This window comes from Actinomycetospora succinea, from assembly GCF_004363095.1.
Lineage (GTDB): Bacteria > Actinomycetota > Actinomycetes > Mycobacteriales > Pseudonocardiaceae > Actinomycetospora > Actinomycetospora succinea.
Map to the genome: position 1 here is coordinate 631648 of NZ_SNYO01000002.1, position 19090 is coordinate 650737.

General features: G+C 75.7%; 18 protein-coding genes. 6 read left to right on the forward strand and 12 right to left on the reverse strand.

All coding sequences use genetic code 11. From position 1 onward, the window contains the following. Positions 1 to 131: 131 nt before the first annotated feature. Entirely contained in the window at positions 132 to 1367 is a 1236-nt protein-coding gene (locus EV188_RS09370; RefSeq protein WP_133825953.1) for a hypothetical protein, read from the reverse strand. 211 nt (positions 1368 to 1578) lie between these two features. On the opposite strand from EV188_RS09370, the gene EV188_RS09375 reads away from it, so the two are divergent. After that, the gene (locus EV188_RS09375) at positions 1579 to 2043 is read left to right on the forward strand and encodes a hypothetical protein (protein WP_133825954.1); all 465 of its coding nucleotides are present in this window, start codon (positions 1579 to 1581) and stop codon (positions 2041 to 2043) included. Between the two features lie 3 nt (positions 2044 to 2046). On the opposite strand, the gene EV188_RS09380 is transcribed toward EV188_RS09375, so the two are convergent. The 3 genes from EV188_RS09380 to EV188_RS09390 are packed head-to-tail and all read right to left on the reverse strand — an operon-like array spanning position 2047 to position 4993. Further along, positions 2047 to 2784, reverse strand: a complete 738-nt coding sequence (locus EV188_RS09380) for a DUF1707 SHOCT-like domain-containing protein (RefSeq protein WP_243741575.1) — start codon at positions 2782 to 2784, stop codon at positions 2047 to 2049. After that, complete coding sequence (locus EV188_RS09385) at positions 2781 to 4262, reverse strand: sensor histidine kinase (RefSeq protein ID WP_133825955.1); 1482 nt, start codon at positions 4260 to 4262, stop codon at positions 2781 to 2783. The genes EV188_RS09380 and EV188_RS09385 overlap by 4 nt, the downstream gene beginning before the upstream one ends. Further along, on the reverse strand, positions 4259 to 4993 hold the full coding sequence (locus tag EV188_RS09390) for a response regulator transcription factor (RefSeq protein ID WP_279536711.1): 735 nt from the start codon (positions 4991 to 4993) through the stop codon (positions 4259 to 4261). Before EV188_RS09390 ends, EV188_RS09385 begins: the two co-directional genes overlap by 4 nt. Before the next feature lie 196 nt (positions 4994 to 5189). Here EV188_RS09390 and EV188_RS09395 point away from each other — a divergent pair, with 196 nt between their 5' ends. Next, the gene (locus EV188_RS09395) at positions 5190 to 6737 is read left to right on the forward strand and encodes an alkaline phosphatase D family protein (protein WP_133825956.1); all 1548 of its coding nucleotides are present in this window, start codon (positions 5190 to 5192) and stop codon (positions 6735 to 6737) included. Between the two features lie 98 nt (positions 6738 to 6835). Here the strand turns inward: EV188_RS09395 and EV188_RS09400 are convergent, their stop codons facing one another. From EV188_RS09400 to EV188_RS09440, 8 genes are all read right to left on the reverse strand, one after another. After that, on the reverse strand, positions 6836 to 7756 hold the full coding sequence (locus EV188_RS09400) for a hypothetical protein (RefSeq protein ID WP_133825957.1): 921 nt from the start codon (positions 7754 to 7756) through the stop codon (positions 6836 to 6838). Further along, positions 7753 to 8766: a hypothetical protein gene (locus EV188_RS09405; RefSeq protein WP_208114083.1), complete on the reverse strand. Its 1014-nt coding sequence runs from the start codon at positions 8764 to 8766 to the stop codon at positions 7753 to 7755. Before EV188_RS09405 ends, EV188_RS09400 begins: the two co-directional genes overlap by 4 nt. Next, positions 8763 to 9293 (reverse strand): UGSC family (seleno)protein, encoded by a 531-nt coding sequence (locus tag EV188_RS33195; protein ID WP_424922918.1) that lies wholly within the window; start codon positions 9291 to 9293, stop codon positions 8763 to 8765. Before EV188_RS33195 ends, EV188_RS09405 begins: the two co-directional genes overlap by 4 nt. Continuing rightward, entirely contained in the window at positions 9293 to 10120 is an 828-nt protein-coding gene (locus EV188_RS09420; protein WP_133825960.1) for an NAD(P)/FAD-dependent oxidoreductase, read from the reverse strand. Before EV188_RS09420 ends, EV188_RS33195 begins: the two co-directional genes overlap by 1 nt. A gap of 28 nt (positions 10121 to 10148) precedes the next feature. Further along, positions 10149 to 11531, reverse strand: a complete 1383-nt coding sequence (locus tag EV188_RS09425) for a hypothetical protein (RefSeq protein WP_166659800.1) — start codon at positions 11529 to 11531, stop codon at positions 10149 to 10151. 9 nt (positions 11532 to 11540) lie between these two features. After that, positions 11541 to 11858: a UGSC family (seleno)protein gene (locus tag EV188_RS09430; protein ID WP_133825962.1), complete on the reverse strand. Its 318-nt coding sequence runs from the start codon at positions 11856 to 11858 to the stop codon at positions 11541 to 11543. A gap of 8 nt (positions 11859 to 11866) precedes the next feature. After that, positions 11867 to 13183, reverse strand: a complete 1317-nt coding sequence (locus EV188_RS09435) for an MFS transporter (RefSeq protein WP_133825963.1) — start codon at positions 13181 to 13183, stop codon at positions 11867 to 11869. 104 nt (positions 13184 to 13287) lie between these two features. Continuing rightward, entirely contained in the window at positions 13288 to 13962 is a 675-nt protein-coding gene (locus EV188_RS09440; protein WP_208114084.1) for a GntR family transcriptional regulator, read from the reverse strand. A gap of 111 nt (positions 13963 to 14073) precedes the next feature. Between EV188_RS09440 and EV188_RS09445 the strand changes: the two genes are divergently transcribed. Genes EV188_RS09445 through EV188_RS09460 form a run of 4 tightly spaced genes read left to right on the forward strand, consistent with a single transcriptional unit; the run spans position 14074 to position 19090 of the window. Beyond that, positions 14074 to 16158, forward strand: coding sequence for an acetate--CoA ligase family protein (locus EV188_RS09445; RefSeq protein WP_133825964.1), 2085 nt, complete (start codon positions 14074 to 14076; stop codon positions 16156 to 16158). Then, a complete protein-coding gene (locus tag EV188_RS09450; protein WP_133825965.1) occupies positions 16159 to 16896 on the forward strand; it encodes an enoyl-CoA hydratase-related protein in 738 nt (245 codons plus the stop codon). It begins immediately after the preceding gene. Continuing rightward, positions 16893 to 18038 (forward strand): acyl-CoA dehydrogenase family protein, encoded by a 1146-nt coding sequence (locus EV188_RS09455; protein WP_133825966.1) that lies wholly within the window; start codon positions 16893 to 16895, stop codon positions 18036 to 18038. The genes EV188_RS09450 and EV188_RS09455 overlap by 4 nt, the downstream gene beginning before the upstream one ends. Continuing rightward, positions 18035 to 19090 carry an acyl-CoA dehydrogenase family protein gene (locus EV188_RS09460; RefSeq protein WP_133825967.1) on the forward strand — a complete coding sequence of 352 codons (1056 nt, stop codon included), beginning with the start codon at positions 18035 to 18037 and terminating at the stop codon, positions 19088 to 19090. Before EV188_RS09455 ends, EV188_RS09460 begins: the two co-directional genes overlap by 4 nt.

Below are 19090 nucleotides of genomic sequence, written 5' to 3' on the forward strand. Positions count from 1 at the left end.
GACGACCGCCGACCGGCCCTGAGGAGTCGGTCGGCGGTCGTTCCTGTGGCGGCGTGTCGCGTCGGCGAGCATGTGGCGATCCTGGCGATGGACGCCAGCGATGCCGCATCGCTGGTACACCCCGGGATCGGTCAATTGCTGCTGTGCGACGTCCCGGAGCCGCTCGAACCCGAACCGCTCGAGGAGTTCGAGGAGCCTGAGCTCGAGTTGCCCGAGCTGGAGCCCGAGGTCGAGCCGGACGGGGTGTGCGTGTCCGTACCCGTCTCGGTGCCGGTCCCGGTCGGGGTCTCCGCGGGGACGGTGCCGTCGGCGGGCGTCTGGGCGTTCGCGTCGGCCGGCGTGCCCTCGTGGTGCGTGTCCGGCACCGGGTCGGCGGGCGTCTCGGGCTCGTCCGGGGTCGTGTGGTGCGGGTCGACGGTGGTGCCGCCCGGGATGCGGACGGGCGCGCGGGTGGTGGAGCCGTTCGGGTCGGCGACGGTGCCGTCGGCGCGGGTGATCGACCCGTCGTGGTTGACGGTCTCGCCGGGCTTCGCGTCGTAGCGGGAGGCGAAGTTGCCGTCCTTGTTCCACACGTCGACGTGGTTGCCGGAGATGACCGTGGCGGTGCCGTCGTAGTTCCACACGACGCGGGCGCCGGTGTTGGCGGGGGTCAGCGTGCCGTCGGCGTTGATCGTGAAGCCGGGGACCGGGATGCTCCCGCCCTCCGGGGTGCTGGCGGTGCCGGCCGGGATCACGATCGCGGCGCGCGGCGACCCGTTGGCGTTGAGCAGCGTGCCGTCGTGCAGCGCGATCGTGCCGTCGGGGAGGCGGTGGGCGCCGTGCGGCAGCGGGAACGCGGGCGAGCGCACCACGCCGTCCGGGCCGACGACGCGGCCGTCGGAGAGCAGGACCGAGCCGTCGTAGGTGAAGCGACCGGTCAGCGGGGTCGCGGGCGTCGTGCCGGGGTGACCGGGCGTCGACGAGCTGCCGGCCGCGGGAGCACCGGGCCCTTCGCCGGACGGGCCGCCGACCGGACCGCCGATCGCGGGCGCACCCGCCGACCCGCCGCCCGGGACGTCGGTCCCGTCGGCACCCGCGCCGTCGGCCTCCGGCGTACCGCCGGGGGTATCGCCGCCGGTCGGCTCGCTCGACGACGCCGGCGTGAAGGCGCCGGCGATGGTGCCGTCGGGGCTGGTCGCCATGGCGACGAGCGCCCCGAGGCCCAGCCCGGTGGTGACGGCGACGACCGAGGCCACGACCACCGTGGCGACGCGACGCCCGCGCGTCCGGGTGACCCGGGGCGGTGGCGCCTCCCGGACCGGAGCAGCCCCGTGTCGCTGCCCCTGGCCGGGGGCGACGGGACGGGTCTGGTCGATGTCGGTCTGCACGGTGAGCTCCTGGGCCGGATCGGGGTCCGACCGTTCGGGTCGGGCTCGATCAGCTTCCGGTCTCGCCGGGACCGCGACGATCGCGTGCTCCCTACGACCGGTGGGGGCTGTCCCTACCTCTCGCGAACTCGATCACCCGTTCGCGCCGGTCGCTTCCTCGTGGCAGTCACGTAGGGTAGTCGTGACCCGAGACACCGGAGGGACGACGACCGTGACCGAGCCCTGGGGACAGCCGCCACCGCCCGGCCCGCCGCCGCCTCCTCCCCCGCCTCCCGGCCCGCCCGTCGAGCAGCACGTCCACCACCATCACCACGAGGAGGAGGACGGGTTCTTCGAGGAGCTCTTCGACGGCGACGACCACCACCGGCGCAGCAGCCACCGGCCCCGCCACTCCGGGGGCGGCGACGTCCTGCACCAGCGGGTCCGGACGCGCTTCGGGCGCACGATCGACGTCGGCGACCTGCTGGCCTGGCTCGACTTCCGCGTGACCGAGCTCCACGCCGCGGTGCTCGAGGGCGAGCGCCACCCGTCACGGGTGCCCGGCTCGCCGGTGCGGATGTCGGGCCTCGACGCGCTGCTCAACACCGACGCGACCGCGTTCCGCACACTCACCGAGCTCAGCGGGCGAATGGACCGGATCGAGGAGAAGCTCGACCGGCTGCTCGCGAAGGAGTAGCGCTCACTCCTCCAGCGCGCGCCGGTCGCCGCGCGCGATCTCGGGCGGCTTGCGGTGCACCGACACCCCGCCCATCAGCGCGAGCCCCGTGACGCGGACGCGCGGGCCGGTCGTGGACTGCGGGACCCCGGACTCGTCGTCGAACGCGCCCATGAAGCCGAACCCGTCCTCGACGACCGTGGTGTCGGGGTCGACGGTGACGTCGATCCCGCCCATGATCGCGACCGCCTGGATCGTGACCTCGACGCCGGCCGGGATGCCGCGCAGGTCGATGTTCACGCCGCCCATGATCGCGATCGCGCCGATCACGAGGCCGGCGTCGTCGAGGCGCGCGTCCGTGAAGGCGAGGTCGGCGCCGCCCCAGAACGCGATCACGCGATGGGTGTGGCCGGGAGTCCACGCGCCGCGCTTGTCCACACCGGTCAGCACGGCCACCGACGTCGTCGACGCCGGGCGGTCGAGGTGCCCGAGCGGGCGGTGCGCCGGCGACCCCGCCGCCTCCCCCACGGGCTGCAGGTCGGCGGTGACGGGGACGAGGTCGCGCCGGTACACGGCGGCGTAGACGTCACGCAGGCGCTCGTCGCCCTCGACGATCGTGAGCCGCCCGTCGGCGACCGCCTGCCGGACGACCTCGGCCACCTGCTCGCGCTCGGTGTCCGACGCCCGCATCGGCGGCGGCGCCGGGGTCGCCGCCGGGCTGCGCTCGGGTTCCTCGGGCACACCAGGCGCGGGCTCGGTCATGGCCCGGAGGATAGGACGCCGTCCGGAGCGGCGGGCAGGTCGACGGTGAAGCGGGTCTCCCCCCGCTCGCTCGCGATCGCCAGGCGCCCGCCGTGCTCCGCGACGACCGCCGAGACGATCGACAGGCCGAGCCCGGTGCTGCCGGTGGTGCGGGCGCGCCCGGTGTCGCCGCGGGCGAAGCGCTCGGCGACGTGCGGCAGCAGATCGGACGGGATCCCGGGACCGTCGTCGACGACGTCGAGCCGGACCACACCGTCGCCGTCGACCGTCCGCAGCCCGACGGTGACGAGCGTGCCGGGCGGGGTGTGGGTGCGGGCGTTGGCGAGCAGGTTCGCGACGACCTGGTGCAGCCGCTCGGGGTCGCCGACGACCTCGACGGGCTCCTCCCCGGGCAGGTCCAGCGACCACCGGTGCTCCGGCGCGGCGACGTGGGCGTCGGTGACGGCGTCGACGACGAGGCGGGTGAGGTCGACGGGCTCGCGGGCCAGCGGGCGCCCGGCGTCGAGGCGCGCGAGCAGCAGCAGGTCCTCGACCAGGGCGGTCATGCGCTGCGTCTGCGAGCCCATGCGGTCGAGCAGGCCGGCGACCTCGGGCGGCAGCTCGTCGGCGCGCCGGGCGGCGAGCTCGTTGTAGCCGCGGATCGCCGCGAGCGGGGTGCGCAGTTCGTGGCTGGCGTCGGCGACGAACCGGCGCAGCCGCGTCTCGCTGTCCTGGCGGGCGGCGAGCGCGGCGCCGACGTGCCCGAGCATCCGGTTCAGGGCGGCCCCGACCTGGCCGACCTCCGAGCGCGGGTCGGCGTCGACGTCGGGGACCCGTTCGGCGAGCTCGACCTCGCCCGACGACAGCGGCAGCTCCGAGACCCGCCGGGCCGTGGCCGAGACGCGGTGCAGCGGGCGCAGCGTCAGGCGCGTGGTGAACGCCGCCGCGACGGCGGCGAGGACGACGCCGATCCCGAAGATCACCGCCTCGCGGACCACCAGCTCGCCGACGGTGTCCTCGAGGGCGGCGGTGGACAGGCCGACGACGGTGACCGTGCCGTCGTCACCCGTCGCGGCGGCGAAGCGGAAGCTCCCGAGCCCCGCGATGTCGAGGGTGTGCGGCGGCTGGCCCGGCGTGGTCGCGATGGCGGGCGCCACCTGCTCGGGCGGCACCGGGCGGCTCGTGCCGGGACGCCCGAGCAGGACCGCGCGCACGATCCGGCCGTCGTCGACGGTGACCTCGAGGGTGTTGGCCGGGCGGTCGGGGCCACCGCCGACGAAGCCGCCGCCGGCGTCGGGCGGCGGGGGACGGCGGTCGGGGTCGCCCTGGGGCGGGTTGCTGCGGAAGCGGGCGATCTCGCTGACCTGGTCGTCGAGCTGCCGGTAGAGGTAGCCGCGCAGCGACAGCGCCGCGCCGACCCCGACGACGAGGAAAACCACGGTCAGGAGCAGGACCGTCGACACCACGAGGCGGTTCTGCAGGGACCGCAGGCGCCTCATCCCGCCGCCGGCTTGAGCACGTACCCGGCGCCGCGGACGGTGTGGATCATCGGCGCGCGGCCGGCGTCGATCTTCTTGCGCAGGTAGGAGATGTAGAGCTCGACGATGTTCGACTGGCCCCCGAAGTCGTAGTTCCAGACCCGGTCGAGGATCTGGGCCTTCGACAGCACGCGACGCGGGTTGCGCATGAGGAAGCGCAGCAGCTCGAACTCGGTCGCCGTGAGCTCGACCGGCGCCCCGGCGCGGGCGACCTCGTGGCTGTCCTCGTCGAGGGTCAGGTCGCCGACGGTCAGCGTCGCGTCGCCGCGGACCGCCGTCGCCACCGCCGCGCGCCGCAGCAGGCCCCGCAGCCGGGCGACGACCTCCTCGAGGCTGAACGGCTTCGTCACGTAGTCGTCGCCGCCCGCGGTGATGCCGGCGACCCGGTCCTCGACGGCGTCGCGCGCGGTGAGGAAGAGGACGGGCACGTCGGGGCTGTCGGCGCGCAGCCGGCGCAGCACCTCGAAGCCGTCGATGTCGGGGAGCATCACGTCGAGCACGACGACGTCGGGGCGGAACTCGCGGCCCTGCTTGACGGCGCCCAGCCCGTCGCCGGCGCTGCGCACGTCCCAGCCCTCGTAGCGCAGGGCCATGGACAGCAGCTCGGCCAGCGTCGGCTCGTCGTCGACGACGAGCGCGCGCACCGGTGTCCCGTCGGGTCGGCGCAGGTCGGCGCGGGTCGCGGCGTTCATGGGCGTCAGCCTCGCAGTCCTCCGTCGGCCTCCGCTGGGTGCTTCCTGTGTGTCGGCTGTGCGGGGTCGGTCACGCACCGGATCCAGATCGGTCACGGAACGTCCGAACCGCCGGGGAGGGGTCATCCGTTGGTGAGGGCGGGGGAACGACACCGGCTCATCGGCGCTCCCCGGTCCGGCCGGACGGAGGAGGCGCATGGGCGGAGTCCGGGTGTCCCGCCGGACGCTGCTCGGCGGCGCGGTGGCGCTCACCGGGGCGGCGGTGACGCTCGGGGTGCCGTGGGTGTCGGTCGCCGACCCGCCGGCCGCGATGCCCTACCCGTTCACGCTCGGCGTCGCGTCCGGCGACCCGACGCCCGACGGGATCGTGCTCTGGACCCGCCTCGCCCCCGACCCGCTGGCCGCGGACGGGCGCGGGGGGATGGCCGACCGGCCGGTGCTCGTCGGGTGGGAGATCGCCGAGGACGAGGCGTTCGGGCGGGTGGTCGCGCGCGGGAGCGCCGTGGCGAGGCCCGAGGACGCGCACGCCGTGCACGTCGAGGTCGCGGGCCTGCGCCCGCGCGCCGACTACTGCTACCGCTTCCGCGCCGGGACCGAGACGAGCCCGGTCGGCCGCACGCGCACGGCCCCGGCGCCGGGCGCGCGCGTCGACCGGCTCGCGTTCGCGGCGGCGAGCTGCCAGTGCCGCCAGGACGGCTTCTACAACGCCTGGGCCGCGATGCTGGGCGACGACCTCGACCTCGTCGTCTGGCTCGGCGACTACATCTACGAGAGCCCCGCCGCGAGCGCGCTCGGGCGCGCCCACCTCCCCGCCACCGAGGCGTCCTCGCTCGCCGACTACCGCGTGCGCCACGCCCAGTACCGGACCGACCCGGACCTGCAGGCCGCGCACGCCGCGTTCCCGTGGGCGGTCACCGTCGACGACCACGACGTCGAGAACAACTGGGCCGGCGACGTCTCGCAGCGCGACGGGGAGCCCGACGACGACCCGGCCGTCTTCCGCCTGCGGCGCGCCGACGCCTACCGCGCGTTCTGGGAGCACCTGCCGCTGCGCCGCGCCCAGCGGCCCGTGGGCCCCGAGATGCTCCTGCACCGCAGGCTCGCGTTCGGCGACCTCGTCGACATGCACCTGCTCGACACCCGCCGCTTCCGCAGCGACCAGGACCCCGCCCACCCCCGCGACCCGGCGCGGACCCTGCTCGGCGCCGACCAGCGGGCGTGGCTGTGGGACGGGCTCGCGCGGCCGACGGGGCGCTGGAACGTGCTCGCCCAGCAGGTGTTCTTCGCGCCGCGCGACCTGGCGGCCGGCCCGTCCGTGGCGCTCGACGAGGACTCGTGGGACGACTGCGCCGTGGAGCGCGACGCCCTGCGCGACCACCTCGTCGCCGCCCGCACGCCCAACCCCGTGATCCTCACCGGCGACGTGCACGCCCACCACGCGGTCGACGTGCTCGCCGACTTCAGCGACCCCGGCTCGCGGCCCGTGGCGACCGAGCTCGTGACGTCCTCGATCAGCTCGGGGGGCGACGGCGCGCCGCGGTTCGCGGGCGATGCGGCGTTGCTGGCGGAGAACCCGCACATCCGCGTCCTCGACCGCCGGCGCGGCTACGTCCGCAGCACGGTGACGCCGCGCGAGTGGCGGGCGGACTTCCAGGTCGTCGACCGGGTCTCGGTCCGCGGCTCGGCGGCGCGCACGGCGGCGACCGTCGTGGTCCCGGACGGCGCCGGCGGGGCCCGCACCTGACCACGTGAGCGGAATTCACGGCGATAGCCGGGAATTCCGCTCACGTAGGCCGGACGGAGTATGTGAGCGAACTTCGGTGCTATAGCACCGAAGTTCGCTCACATACGGACGGTGACGGGGCGGGAGCCGCCCATCCAGCCGGGCAGGTGGAGCATCTTGACGCCCGGGCCGCCGGCGACGATCGGGAGGACGTCGCCGACCCGGTGGCCCAGCGCCGCATCGCCTCGTCGTCGCAGCTCCGCCACGAGATCGGCGACGTCGGGGAAGGTCGGCGCGAGGCGCGCCGCGACCTCGGGCGGGAGGACGACCGCCTGGGTCAGGTCGCGCCCGAGGGTGAGGTCACCGGCGGCGCGGACGGCGCCGGCGAGCGCCTCGGCGAGGGGGTCGAGCACGGCGTCCGGGTCGGGGCGGTCGTCGCGCGGCAGGACCTCGGCGGTGCCGCCGATCGGGAGCACGGTGACCGAGTCCGGCGCCGTGCCCCACGGTCCGGACGGGTCCGCGGCGAGGCAGCACGTGTAGCGGGCGGGCTGGGCGGTGGTCGCCATCGTCGTGGTGCCGGGCTGCACGCCGCCGGCGGTCGCCAGGGTCAGCGCCAGCGCCCGGCCGACCGCGCCGTTCGTGTGCGGTCCGGGGCCGAGCATCCCGGTGCCGTGGGTCAGCCCGATCCGCGCGGCGACCGGCCCGGCGACGATCATCGCCACGGCCGCCGTCCCGGTCGTCGTCGCGACGCCGAGCAGGTTGAGCTCCGGCGCCAGGCACGCCGTGGCGGCCGTGAGCACGACGGGCAGCGCGCCCGCCGGCGCCCCCGCCAGCACGCAGCAGGTCGCCGTCAGCCGCGCCGTCAGCGACCCGAACAGCGGCGGCACCGCCCCGAGCTCGGCGTCCGGGTCATCGGTGTCCCCGAGCACCGCCGCCACCCGCGACGGCGTCGGCGGCACCACCGGGAGCCCGTCCCCGATGCCCTCCGCGAGCAAGGACGCCGTGGCCTCGACGACGTCGGTGCCCTCGGGGACGATCACGGCACCACGCGCGACACCAGCGCCGTCCCGCCGAAGGACGGGATCCACGCCGAGTGCTTGCCGGCCCCGCCGGCCACGGCGATGTGCAGGTTCTCCGGGTCGTCGCTGACCGTGTACGCGTCCCCGTCGGGCTCGACGCCCCACTCGACGAACTGCCGCCTGTTGCCCTCCGAGACGTGCGCGACCGGGATGCGCGCGTGCTCCCAGAGGTGCGCGCGGATCGACGCGGGCGTCCACCCGTCGCGGGCCAGCGTCGCGGCGTGCTCGGGCCCGAGCAGCAGCAGGTGCGGCCCGCGGACGTAGACGTTGTTCGAGCCCGGCTGCGCCATCGTCCCGGCGACGGTCAGGAGGATCTCCGCGCCGGTGGTGCTGCCGTGGTCGTTGACGTTGTGCGGCGGTTCGGCGGCCATGACGGACACGACGCTGTCGCCCGCCGCGAACCCCCGCTGCACCGCCAGCGGGTCCCACGGCGTCTCGTCGGACTCGGCGAAGCAGAACGTGTACTTGGCCGGCGAGCCCTGCGTGGAGCGGTCGAGCACGCCCGGTCGCGCGCCGCCGACGTGCAGCAGGACGAGCGAGAGCGCCCGCCCGATCACGGCGTTGGCCCGCGCGCCCTGGCCGAGGCAGTTGCCGCCGCCGTTGAGCCCGAGCGCTGCGCGCACCGGGCCCGAGACCATCACCATCGGCGCGCACGGGTGCGTCGTCGCGAGCGATCCGTGCAGGTTGTAGGCCTCGTCCTGCACCGCGCCGACCGCCGCGAGCACCACCGGCAGGTCCGCCGGCCGGCACCCCGCCATCACCGCGTTCGCCGCGATCGAGCGCAGCGTCGGCGTGACCCCGCGCGGCGGGAGCGGGCCGAGCTCGACCGCCGGTGCCCCCGCCAGCATCGCCGCCACCCGCTCCTCGGTCGGCGGGATCGTCGGCAGCCCGTCGCCCCAGCCACGCTCCTCGCACGCGGCCATCCACGCCCAGGCGTCGTCGACGTCCGGTAGGTCCAGCACGTCGCTCACGACAGTTCCCCCATCCCGCGCAGCTCCGCGACCACCCCGGCGTACGCCGCCTCCTCGCGCCCGGCGAACTCCTCCGGCGACAGCCCGCCGATGGGGTGGTCGACGACGACGAGCCGGGGTTCGGCGCGGCGTGCCTTGGCCTGCGCCTGCACGAGCGGCAGGAACGACGAGGTGACGACGAGGATCGAGCGCATGCCGCGGCGCTCGAGCTCGAGCGAGTCGTGGAGACTCCACGACGAGCACGAGCCTCAATCACCGATCGCGACGACGGCGAGGCGGTACTGCGCGGCGAGGTGGTCGAGCAGCTCCGGGTCCGCGCCGACGGCCGCGCTCGGCTTCGCCTCCAGCCCGTTCGGCCCGATCCCGTGGTCGTCGGCGAGGCGCCGCCCGACGGCCTCGAGGAGGTCGTGGGCGCCGGGCTTGGAGTTGGAGAGGCCGCAGAGGGCGCCCGCCCGGCTCCCCTCGGAGACGGCCACGGCCACCGTCTCCGACGACGCGATCCCGGACGTCGGGTCGACGATGTGCATCAGGACTCCTCGAGACGGGCGACGACGGCGAGCCCGGCGCGCAGCCCGTCCGCGGCGGCCGTGAGCAGGGTCCGGTCGGCGCCGGTGACGTCGCCGGCGGACCACACCGCGGCGTCGGCGGGCAGCCCGTCGAGCAGCTCGCTCCGCGGGTCGGCGTGGGTGTAGACGAAGACGCCCGACGCGTCGAGCACCTCACCGTCGGCGAGCCGGACCGCGCCGAGCGTCCCGTCGCCCTCGAGCGCGGTCACCGTGCCGGTCCGCACCTCCACGGCCTCGGCGAGGCGACGCGTCGAGGAGGCGGACCACCCCGGCGCCGCACCGACCAGCGTGACCCTCTTCGCGATCCCGGCGAGCTCGAGCGCCTCGCGCGCGGTCCACTCGTCGTCGCCGACGACCACGACCTCGCGCCCGGCGTGGAGCGGCCCGTCGCACGTCGCGCAGTGCGAGAGCCCGCGGCCCTCCCAGGCGTCGGCGCCGGGGACGTCGAGACGTCCCGGCCGCCGGCCGGTGGCGACGACGACCGCGCGCGTCGTGACCGGGCCCTCGGCGGCCTCGACGGTCAGCGGGTCGGCGCGCAGGCCCGTGACCTCGCCGTACGCGATCTCGACGCCGCGGTCCATGACGTCGGTGAGCAGCGCGCCCATGAGGTCGGGACCGGTGGTCGGCGGCCCGGGCCAGTCGGCGAGCGCGCCGAGGTTGATCAGCTGCCCGCCGGGCGCGAGCGCGTCGTGGGCGACGACGCGCAGGTCGCGCTCGGCGCAGGCCCGAGCCGCGGTCAGGCCGGCGATGCCGGCCCCCACGACCACGACGTCCCAGTCGGTGCTCATGGTCGAGCTCCGCTGCGCTGCGTCTCCGTCACTCCGAGCCCTCCTCGATCCGCCGGCTCACCGGCACACCCTGCACGTGGTTCTGCACGAAGCCGCGGGACTGGTTGCGGCTCGCGTTGCCCGCCAGCACGATCCCGATGTCCTCCGCCCGCGGCACCATCGGGACGAGCCGGTCGGGGTCGGCGCCCGCGTAGCGCTCGTCGAGCTCGCCGGCCGCCACCGAGGCGTCGAGGTCGAAGCTCGTCGACCCGACGTTCCAGGCGCAGGCCTGGAGCTGGCGCACCGGCACCCGCATGTGCTCGGCGAGGTGGCTCCGCAGCGCGTCCTTGTCGACACCGAAGCCCGCGAGCGCCGTCGCCACCGCCGGCCCGAGGACGAGCAGCGGGTGGAACGCGCCGAACTCCAGCCCCGTGTAGGCCCAGGGTCCGATCGCGTTGCCGAAGATCGTCGTCAGCGCCTCGAGGTGGTCGGCGGCCGTCTCGCCGCCGGAGTAGATCGGTGCGCTCACGGCGACGACGCTCTGCACGGTGACGACGCTGTCGCCGTCGTCGAAGCCCCGGTCGACGCGGAACGACGGCCAGCCCAGCGACCGCACGGCGGCGTCGTCCTCGGCCAGCGCGACGTGCCACGTCGAGGCGATCGCGCCCTGGTCGGTCTGCCCGGGCAGGATGCGCAGGCCCGCGATGTTGCGCAGGTACAGGCGCAGGAAGCGCCCGACGGCGGTGTTCGCGCGCCGCCCGACCCGCAGCGCACCGGTGCCGCTGTGGAAGCCGAGTCGCTCCACGACCGGCCCGGACAGGACGACCAGGGGCTCCCACCCCGGCGTCGATCCCGCGTCCTGGACGCGGAACACCGGGTCGGCGACGCACTCCACGATCGCCAGCAGCACCGGGAGGTCCTGCGGCCGGCAGCCGGCCATGACGCCGTTGACCGCGACGCTGCGCACCGTCGCCTGCCGCAGCTCAGGCGCGAGCACGCCGAGGACCTCGTCGGGGTCGCGGCGGGTGTGGTCGAGGAACGCCGCGACCCGCTCCGGCGTGGGCGGCACGATCGGCAGGCCGTCGGTCCAGCCGCGGGCGTCGAACAGGTCGTGCACCGCGTCCAGGTCACCGCGGGCGACGATCTCGGTGGGGCCGTGGTCGTCCTGCTCCGGCTCCTCCGGCACCACCGTCGCCGAGCCCGCCACCAGCGCGTCCACCACCGCCGGCGCCACCTGCTCGCGCATCTTCTGCCGGAACACCTCGGTGGGGTCGGTGAGGATGACGCCGGGGTAGCTGACGATCGGGACGTGCCCGACGCCGAGCGACTTCCCGACGGCCCGCCCCATGCCCTCGAACCCCGCGCCGCCGATCGCGACCGCCGGGACCCCGGCGCGCTCGGCGGTGGCCGCTGCCCGCATCACGGCAGGCATGCAGGAGCCTCAAGCACCGACCGCGGCGACCACGAGGTCGACGCGGTGGGCGCGCAGCAGCTCCGGCAGGGCCTCGAGGACGCGGCGCTCCTCGGCGGCCGACGCGTGGAAGTTGCCGAACTCCTCCCACCCGACGAACCCGACGTCGCCGTGCCGCTCGCGCGCCACCTCGGAGATCACGACGAACATCTCCGGGCCGCGGAAGAGCTCGTCCCAGAGGTAGGCCACCCGCCGGCCCGCCAGCGACGACGGACGCTCGTGCTCGGCGACGTCGCCGACCTCGCGGGGGCCCAGCGGGCCCAGGACCTCGTAGTGCGGCTCGCTCACGGGGCTCCCTACTCGTCCGCGGTGATGACGCGACCGGCGCGGTCGCGCAGGAACAGGGCGGCGACGGTGACGATCGCGGCGCCGACGACGGCGATGCCGACCGCGATCCCGTAGCCGGCGCTCGTGGCGACCACGCCGCCGATGATCGTCCCGATGCCCGACAGGCCCCGGCCGATGTTGTAGGCGGCGGCCGAGCCCAGCGAGCGGATGCGGGTCGGGAACAGCTCGCCGAACCACACCCCGAAGATGCCGAAGTAGCCGAGGAACAGGCTGGACGCCAGGTAGAGCCAGACGAAGTTGTTCAGCCCCGTCCCGCCGAGCGCGAGCACCAGCATCACCGCGAACGTGACGGTCTGGAGCGCGGCGAACGTGACGAACACGCGCCGGCGTCCCCAGCGGTCGGACATCCAGCCGGCGAGGATGAAGCCGACGAACGAGATCGCCGAGGCGACGTAGAGCACGAGGCTCGCGGTGCCCGCGTCGAAGCCGAGGTCGGACTTGAGCATCGAGGGCATCCACGCCGTCGCCGTGTAGGGCACCCACTGCGCACCGAACGCGACGACCAGGCCGACGAGCACGATCGGCAGCGAGTCCCGCGCGACGAGCTGCCGCCACGGCGAGCGCGACGCCTTCTCCGCCGTCGTGCCGGTGAGCAGGCCCGCGGCCTTGCGCCGCTGCAGCTCCTCCCACTGGCGCGACTCGCGGCACCCGAAGCGGATCCAGATGCAGGCGAGCGCGGGCAGGACGCCGATGAGGAAGGCGAGCCGCCAGTTGTCCGAGACGAGCTGGGCGACGAGCACGGCGAGCGCGTAGGCGGGCCACAGCGACGCCTGCACGACGCCGCCGCCGAGCCCGCGGCGCTTCGGTGCCCAGGCCTCGTTGAGCCAGGCGAAGCCGACGGCCCACTCGCCGCCGGTGCCGATGCCGGTGAGGATCCGCAGCACGAGGAACACCGCGAAGTTCGGCGCGAAGAAGACCAGACCGGTGGCGATCGAGTAGATGAGGATCGACCAGATCAGCGTGCGCCGGCGCCCGTACCGGTCACCGAGCCAGCCGAAGAGCACGCCGCCGATCGCCGAGCCGACCAGCTGGCCCGCCACGGCGACGCCGAAGAGGCCGGCCGAGACGTCGAAGTCGGCCATGATCGCCGCCGCGAGCAGCGTCGGGAGCATGAAGTCGAAGTACTCCATGCCCCAGCCCAGGCACGCCGCGCCGAGGATGCGGCGCCGCTCGCCGGGGGTGTACTCCGGCGGCTCCGTCCCGGCCGGCGCGGCGGTCCGCGTCGTGCCCGCGCCGGTGTCCGGGCGGTCCTGCTCGGCGGTCATGGGTTCCTCCGCGGTCACCGCGCGTCGCTGCGCGCGCCGTTCGTGTGACGGAGGTTAGGTGGGTCACAGCGACCGCGTCCAGAGCGGATTGGATACGATTTTGGCTACGCCCTCGGGGGCAGCCCCAGGGCGGCGCTCAGGTCGGCGACGGTGTGGTCGCGGTGCGCGTCCATCAGCGCGACCACCGCCTCGGTGTCCCCGCGGCGCAGCGCGGTGATCATCTTGCGGTGCTCGCGCACCACCCGGGCGCGGCCGCCGGAGTCGTAGAGGTGCACCGTCCGGTAGGGCTCGCTGCGCCGCCACAGGCGGTCGATCTCGTCGACGACGAGGTCGAGCCCCGAGAGCCGGAACATCGCGAAGTGGAACGCCTGGTTGGCGGCGACGATGCCGGCCACGTCGACCTTGTCGACCTGCTCGGTGATCGCCTCGTTGAGCGCCGTGAGCTCGCGGAGCTGGTCGGCGGAGAGCCGCGGGAAGGCGCGGATGACCTCGGTCTCCAGGGCCCGGCGCATGAGGTAGACCTGCGCGAGCTCGTCGGCGTTGAGCCGCGCCACGGCGTAGCCGACGTGCGGCTCGTGGCGCAGGACGCCCTCGGCCTCGAGCGTCTTGAGGGCCTCGCGCACCGGGATGCGGCTGACGCCGAGGCGCGCCGCGAGCGTCTCCTGGCGCACCTGCTGGCCGGGGACCAGCTCGCGCGAGCGCAGCATCCGGCGGATCTCCGCCACCGCGCGCTGCACGCTCGTCGCCCGTCGCGCGGGCTCCGTCTCCGTGCTGACCACCGCTCCACCTCCCCCGCAGGAGCGTAACGGGTGCGCGTCTGCACAGGATTGGATACGAAATGATGTTCCATCGGTTGTGCCGTCCCGGTCCGCCGACCTAGGTTCGGGCTCGTGAGCACCGACTGGGACCGGGTCCTCGCGCCGCGCTCGGTCGCCCTCATCGGCGCCACCGGCCGTGCGGACAACCCCATGGCGCGCCCGCTGCGCTGGCTCACCGAGCGGGGCTTCGCCGGACGGGTGCACCCGGTCAACCCGAAGTACGCCGAGCTGGGCGGGGTGCCGTGCGTCGCCTCGCTCGCCGAGGTCCCGGGCGGCGTCGACCTCGCGCTCGCCCTCGTCCCCGCCGAGCGGGCCGCCGCCGCCGTCACCGAGGCCGGGGCGGCCGGCGCGGCCGCGGTGGTCGTGTTCGCGTCCGGGTTCGCCGAGGTCGGCGACGAGGGCCGGGCGCTGCAGGACGAGCTGGTCGCCGCCGCGCGCGCGGCCGGCACCCGCGTCCTCGGGCCCAACTGCCAGGGCCTCTACGACGCGCGCAGCCGCCTGTTCGCGACGTTCACCGGCGCCGGCGAGCGCCCGCTGACCGGCTCCAGCGGCATCGCCTACGTCGGGCAGAGCGGGGCGATCGGGGGCTCGGTGCTCGACGTCGCCGCCGAGCGCGGGCTCGACCTGTCGGCCTGGGTCAGCACCGGCAACGAGGCCGACGTGTCGCTCACCGAGATCGGGCGCCACCTCGTCGCCAACCCCGAGATCACGGTGCTCACCGTCTACGCCGAGTCGCTGCCCGACCCCGACGACTACGCCGCGCTCGCGGCCGAGGCCCGGGCGCACGCCACGGCCCTGGTCGTCCTGCGCTCCGGGCGCTCCGAGCCCGGGCGGCGCGCCGCGGTCTCGCACACCGGCGCGATGCTCGGCGACGACACGGCCTTCCGCCTGGTCTCGCGCCGCCACGGCGTGGTGCTCGTCGACGACGTCGAGGAGCTGCTCGCGGCCGCCACCATGCTGCGGGGCCGGCACGGGCCCGCCGGGCGCTCGGTCGGGCTGGTCACGAGCTCGGGCGGCGCCGGCATCCTCGCCGCCGACCGGGCCAGCGACGCCGGACTCGCGGTCCCCGAGCTGACCGCCGAGACCCAGGAGAAGCTCGCCCGCCTCGTGCCCGCCTTCGGCGCGGTGGCCAACCCCGTCGACGTCACCGCGCAGCTGTTCAACGACGGCGGCGAGTTCGGCGAGGTCTGCGGCATCGTGCGCGCCGACGCGTCGGTGGACGCGGTGCTCGTGCTGCTGACGATGCTCGTCGGCGAGACCGCGGTGGCGCTCGCCCGCGACCTCGCCGCCACCGTCGCCGAGCAGGGCCCCGACGCCCCGCCCGTCGCCGTCGTCTGGATGGCCGGCGAGGACGGCACCGCGCCCGCCCGGGCGCTGCTGCGCGAGGCCGGCATCCCGGTGTTCTCGTCGATCGCGCTCGCGGTGCGGGTGCTCGACGCCGTCGCAGCGCCGCCCGGAGCGGTCCCGGCACCGACCGCTCCCCTCGACCCGGTCCCCGGCGACGGCTGGGACCTGCTCGACGCGCTGGGCGTGCGGCGGGCGCGGTCGCTGCGGTCCTCCGACCCGGCCGGCGACGTCGCCGAGCTCGGCGGCACCGCCGTCCTCAAGGCCGAGGGGCTCGAGCACAAGACGGAGTCCGGGGCGGTCCGGCTCGGCGTCCGGACGAGCGAGGCGGCCGCGGTGCACGCCGAGCTGGCCGCGCTGCCGGGCGTCACCGGCGTGCTCGTGCAGGAGCAGGTGCCGGCCGGGGTGGAGCTGCTGGTGTCGGTGGACGGCGGGCGGGACGGCTGGCCGCCGGTGCTCACGGTCGGGCACGGCGGCACGGCCACCGAGGTGCACCGCGACGTCGTCCACGCCCTCGCGCCGGTCACGCCCGAGACGGCGCGGACCATGCTGGGCGAGCTGCGCTGCTGGCCGCTGCTGGAAGGTCACCGCGGCGCCCCGGGCGTGGACCTCGACGCCGCCGTCGACGCGATCGTCCGCCTCTCCCGCGCGTGCGACGTCCCCGGGCTCGGCGAGCTGGAGGTCAACCCGCTGGTCCTCCGGCCGGCGAGTCGTACCAGCGATGCGGCTTCGCTGGCGTCAGAAGCCAGGATCGCCACACGCTCGGATCCGCGACACGCCGTGGCGGTCGACGTGCTCAGGACGGAGAAGTAGATGGGCTCCATCGGTCTCGAGATCACCGACGGCGTCGCGGTCCTGACCGTCGACGCCCCCGACGTCCGCAACGCGCTGACCCCGGTGATGGGCCGCGAGCTGGCCGACGCGTGCGACACCGTCGACGCCGACCGTTCCGTCGGCGCCGCCGTCGTCCGCGGCGCGAACGGCACGTTCTGCTCGGGCGCCGACCGCCGCACCTGGAACCCCGGCGCCGACCAGGCCGAGGACGGCGCCTTCCGCGACACCGGCGCGGTCTACGGCGCGTTCCGGCGCGTCGGCACCCTCGCCGTCCCGACGATCGCCGCCGTCCGCGGCGCCGCGGTCGGTGCCGGGATCAACCTCATGCTCGCCACCGACCTGCGCGTCGTCGCCCGCGACGCCCGCCTCCTCGCGGGCTTCCTGCGCATCGGCCTGCACCCCGGCGGCGGCTTCTTCACGATCGCGAACCGCACCGCCGGCCGCGAGGCGACCGCCGCGATGGGCCTGTTCGGCGAGGAGATCGACGGCACCCGGGCGGCCGAGATCGGGCTGGCCTGGCGCGCGGTCGCCGACGAGGACGTCGACGACACCGCCCTCGCGCTCGCGGCCGTGCCGGCGAAGGATCCGGACCTGGCCCGCGAGGCCGCGCGCTCGTTCCGCACCGAGACCGGCCCGCCGGGCCTGCCGTGGGACGCGGCCGTCGAGTTCGAGCGCGCCACGCAGATGTGGAGCCAGCGCCGGAGGGGAACCCAGTGATCTTCGACCCGACCCCGCTGTCCGCCGACGAGGAGAAGCTGCGCGAGGAGGTCCGCGCGTTCCTCGCCGACACCCTCCCCGACGGCTTCCGGCCCGGACTGGGCCTCGGCGGGCGCCACGACCCGGAGTTCACGCGCACGCTCGCGAAGCGCGGCTGGGTGGGCATGTCGATCCCCACCCGGTACGGCGGCGCGGGCGCCAGCACGGTGCGCCGATTCGTCGTCATCGAGGAGCTGCTCGCCGCGGGCGCCCCGATCGCCGCGCACTGGATCGCCGAGCGCCAGTCCGCGCCCGCCTTCCTGCGCTTCGGCACCGAGGAGCAGCGCGAGTGGTTCCTGCCCCGGATCGCGGCCGGCGAGTGCTGGTTCTCGCTCGGCATGAGCGAGCCCGACGCCGGCTCCGACCTCGCGTCGGTGCGCACCGCGGCCACCCGCGTCGACGGTGGCTGGCGCGTCACCGGCACCAAGGTGTGGACCACCAACGCCCACCTCAACCACTTCGCCGCGATGCTCTGCCGCACGACCCCGCAGGGCGAGGGCGATCGTCACGCCGGGCTCTCGCAGCTCATCGTCGACCTGTCCGACGAGGACGTGCACGTCTCGCCGATCCCGCTGATCGACGGCGAGGAGCACGTCAACGAGGTCGTGCTCGACGGCGTGTTCGTCCCCGACGAGCGGGTGCTCGGCGAGGTCGGGCAGGGCTGGGCGCAGGTCACCGCCGAGCTCGCCCACGAGCGCTCGGGCCCCGACCGCTACCTCTCGGTCCTCGGCCTCTACCGCGCGTTCCTCGACGTCCACGGGCGCGTCCCCGACGACGTCCGCGCCGCCGCGATCGGACGGATCGGCGCGCAGATGTGGACGATCCGCCAGCTCTCCCTGGCCGTCGCGCGCGCCCTCGACGAGGGCGAGGCCCCCGCGGTGGAGGCGTCGCTGGTCAAGGACATCGGCACCACGTTCGAGCAGCAGGTCGTCGAGACGCTGCGCGACGCCGCGGGCGGCGAGATCGACCCGGGAGGCCCGACGATGTTCGACGTGCTGCTCGCCGAGTGCGTGCTCAACGCCCCGACGTGGACGCTGCGCGGCGGCACCACCGAGGTGCTGCGCGGGATCGCCGCCAAGGCGCTGACGCGGGGTGCGCGATGAGCGCCGGGGCCGATCTGCGCGAGGTCCGCGACGCCGTCGCCGACCTGCTCGCCGACCGCGTCTCCCCGGAGGTCCTCGAGGCCGCCGAGCGCGACGGCTGGGCCGCCGGGGTGTGGGAGCCGCTGCACGCGGGCGGGTTCACGACGGTCGGCGTCCCCGAGTCCGCGGGAGGCGCGGGCGGCTCGGTGGCCGAGGCGTGCGCGGTGCTCGAGGCCGCCGGTGCCGCGGCCGCGCCGGTGCCCGTCGCCGAGACCGGGCTGCTGGCCGGGCGCCTGCTCGCCTCCGCCGGTCTCGCGCTGCCGGACGGGGCGCTGACGACCGGCACCGGTGACGTCCGGTTGCGCGACGGGTCCCTGGCGGGCCGGCTCGCGCGGGTCCCGTGGGCGTCGGCCTCGTCCCGGATCGCGGTGCTCGCCGACGGTCCCGACGGCGTGGTGGTCGCGGTCGTCGACCCGGCCGCCGCCCGCATCTCCGCTGGTCACAACCTCGCCGGCGAGCCCCGCGAGAGCGTCGACCTCGACGGCGTCGTCCCCGAGACCACCGCCCCGGCGCCCGCCGACGCCCGCGACCTCCTGGCCCGCCGCGGCTCCCTCGCGCGCGCCGCGCAGATCGCCGGCGCCGCCCGCCGGGTCCTCGAGGTCACCGTCACCTACACCGGCGAGCGCGTGCAGTTCGGGCGCCCGGTCTCGAAGTTCCCGGCCGTCGCCGACCACCTCGTCCGCCTCGCCGAGCAGGCCGAGATGGCGGCGATGGCCGCGCGGTCCGCGGCGGTCGGCGCCGGCCCGGACGGCGAGCCGGCGGAGCTCGACGTCGCTGCCGCGTCCGCCGTCGCCTCCGAGGCGGCCGGCCTCGTCGCCGCGGCTGCGCACCAGGCGACCGGGGCGATGGGCGTGACCCGCGAGTTCTCGCTCGGCGTCCTGACCCGGCGGCTCTGGTCCTGGCGCGACGAGTGGGGCGGTGAACGGGCGTGGTCGACGCGGCTCGGCCACACCCTCGCCGCGGGCGGCCCGGAGGCGCTGTGGCCGACGATCTCCCGCGGAGTGAGGGTCTGA

Excerpts from the sequence above, each read along its gene's own strand:
- EV188_RS09380 (WP_243741575.1), bottom strand. The coding sequence starts at position 2,784 with ATGACCGAGCCCGCGCCTGGTGTGCCCGAGGAACCCGAGCGCAGCCCG.
- EV188_RS09385 (WP_133825955.1), bottom strand. The coding sequence starts at position 4,262 with ATGAGGCGCCTGCGGTCCCTGCAGAACCGCCTCGTGGTGTCGACGGTC.
- EV188_RS09390 (WP_279536711.1), bottom strand. The coding sequence starts at position 4,993 with ATGAACGCCGCGACCCGCGCCGACCTGCGCCGACCCGACGGGACACCG.
- EV188_RS09395 (WP_133825956.1), top strand. The coding sequence starts at position 5,190 with ATGGGCGGAGTCCGGGTGTCCCGCCGGACGCTGCTCGGCGGCGCGGTG.
- EV188_RS09420 (WP_133825960.1), bottom strand. The coding sequence starts at position 10,120 with ATGAGCACCGACTGGGACGTCGTGGTCGTGGGGGCCGGCATCGCCGGC.
- EV188_RS09425 (WP_166659800.1), bottom strand. The coding sequence starts at position 11,531 with ATGCCTGCCGTGATGCGGGCAGCGGCCACCGCCGAGCGCGCCGGGGTC.
- EV188_RS09435 (WP_133825963.1), bottom strand. The coding sequence starts at position 13,183 with ATGACCGCCGAGCAGGACCGCCCGGACACCGGCGCGGGCACGACGCGG.
- EV188_RS09450 (WP_133825965.1), top strand. The coding sequence starts at position 16,159 with ATGGGCTCCATCGGTCTCGAGATCACCGACGGCGTCGCGGTCCTGACC.
- EV188_RS09460 (WP_133825967.1), top strand. The coding sequence starts at position 18,035 with ATGAGCGCCGGGGCCGATCTGCGCGAGGTCCGCGACGCCGTCGCCGAC.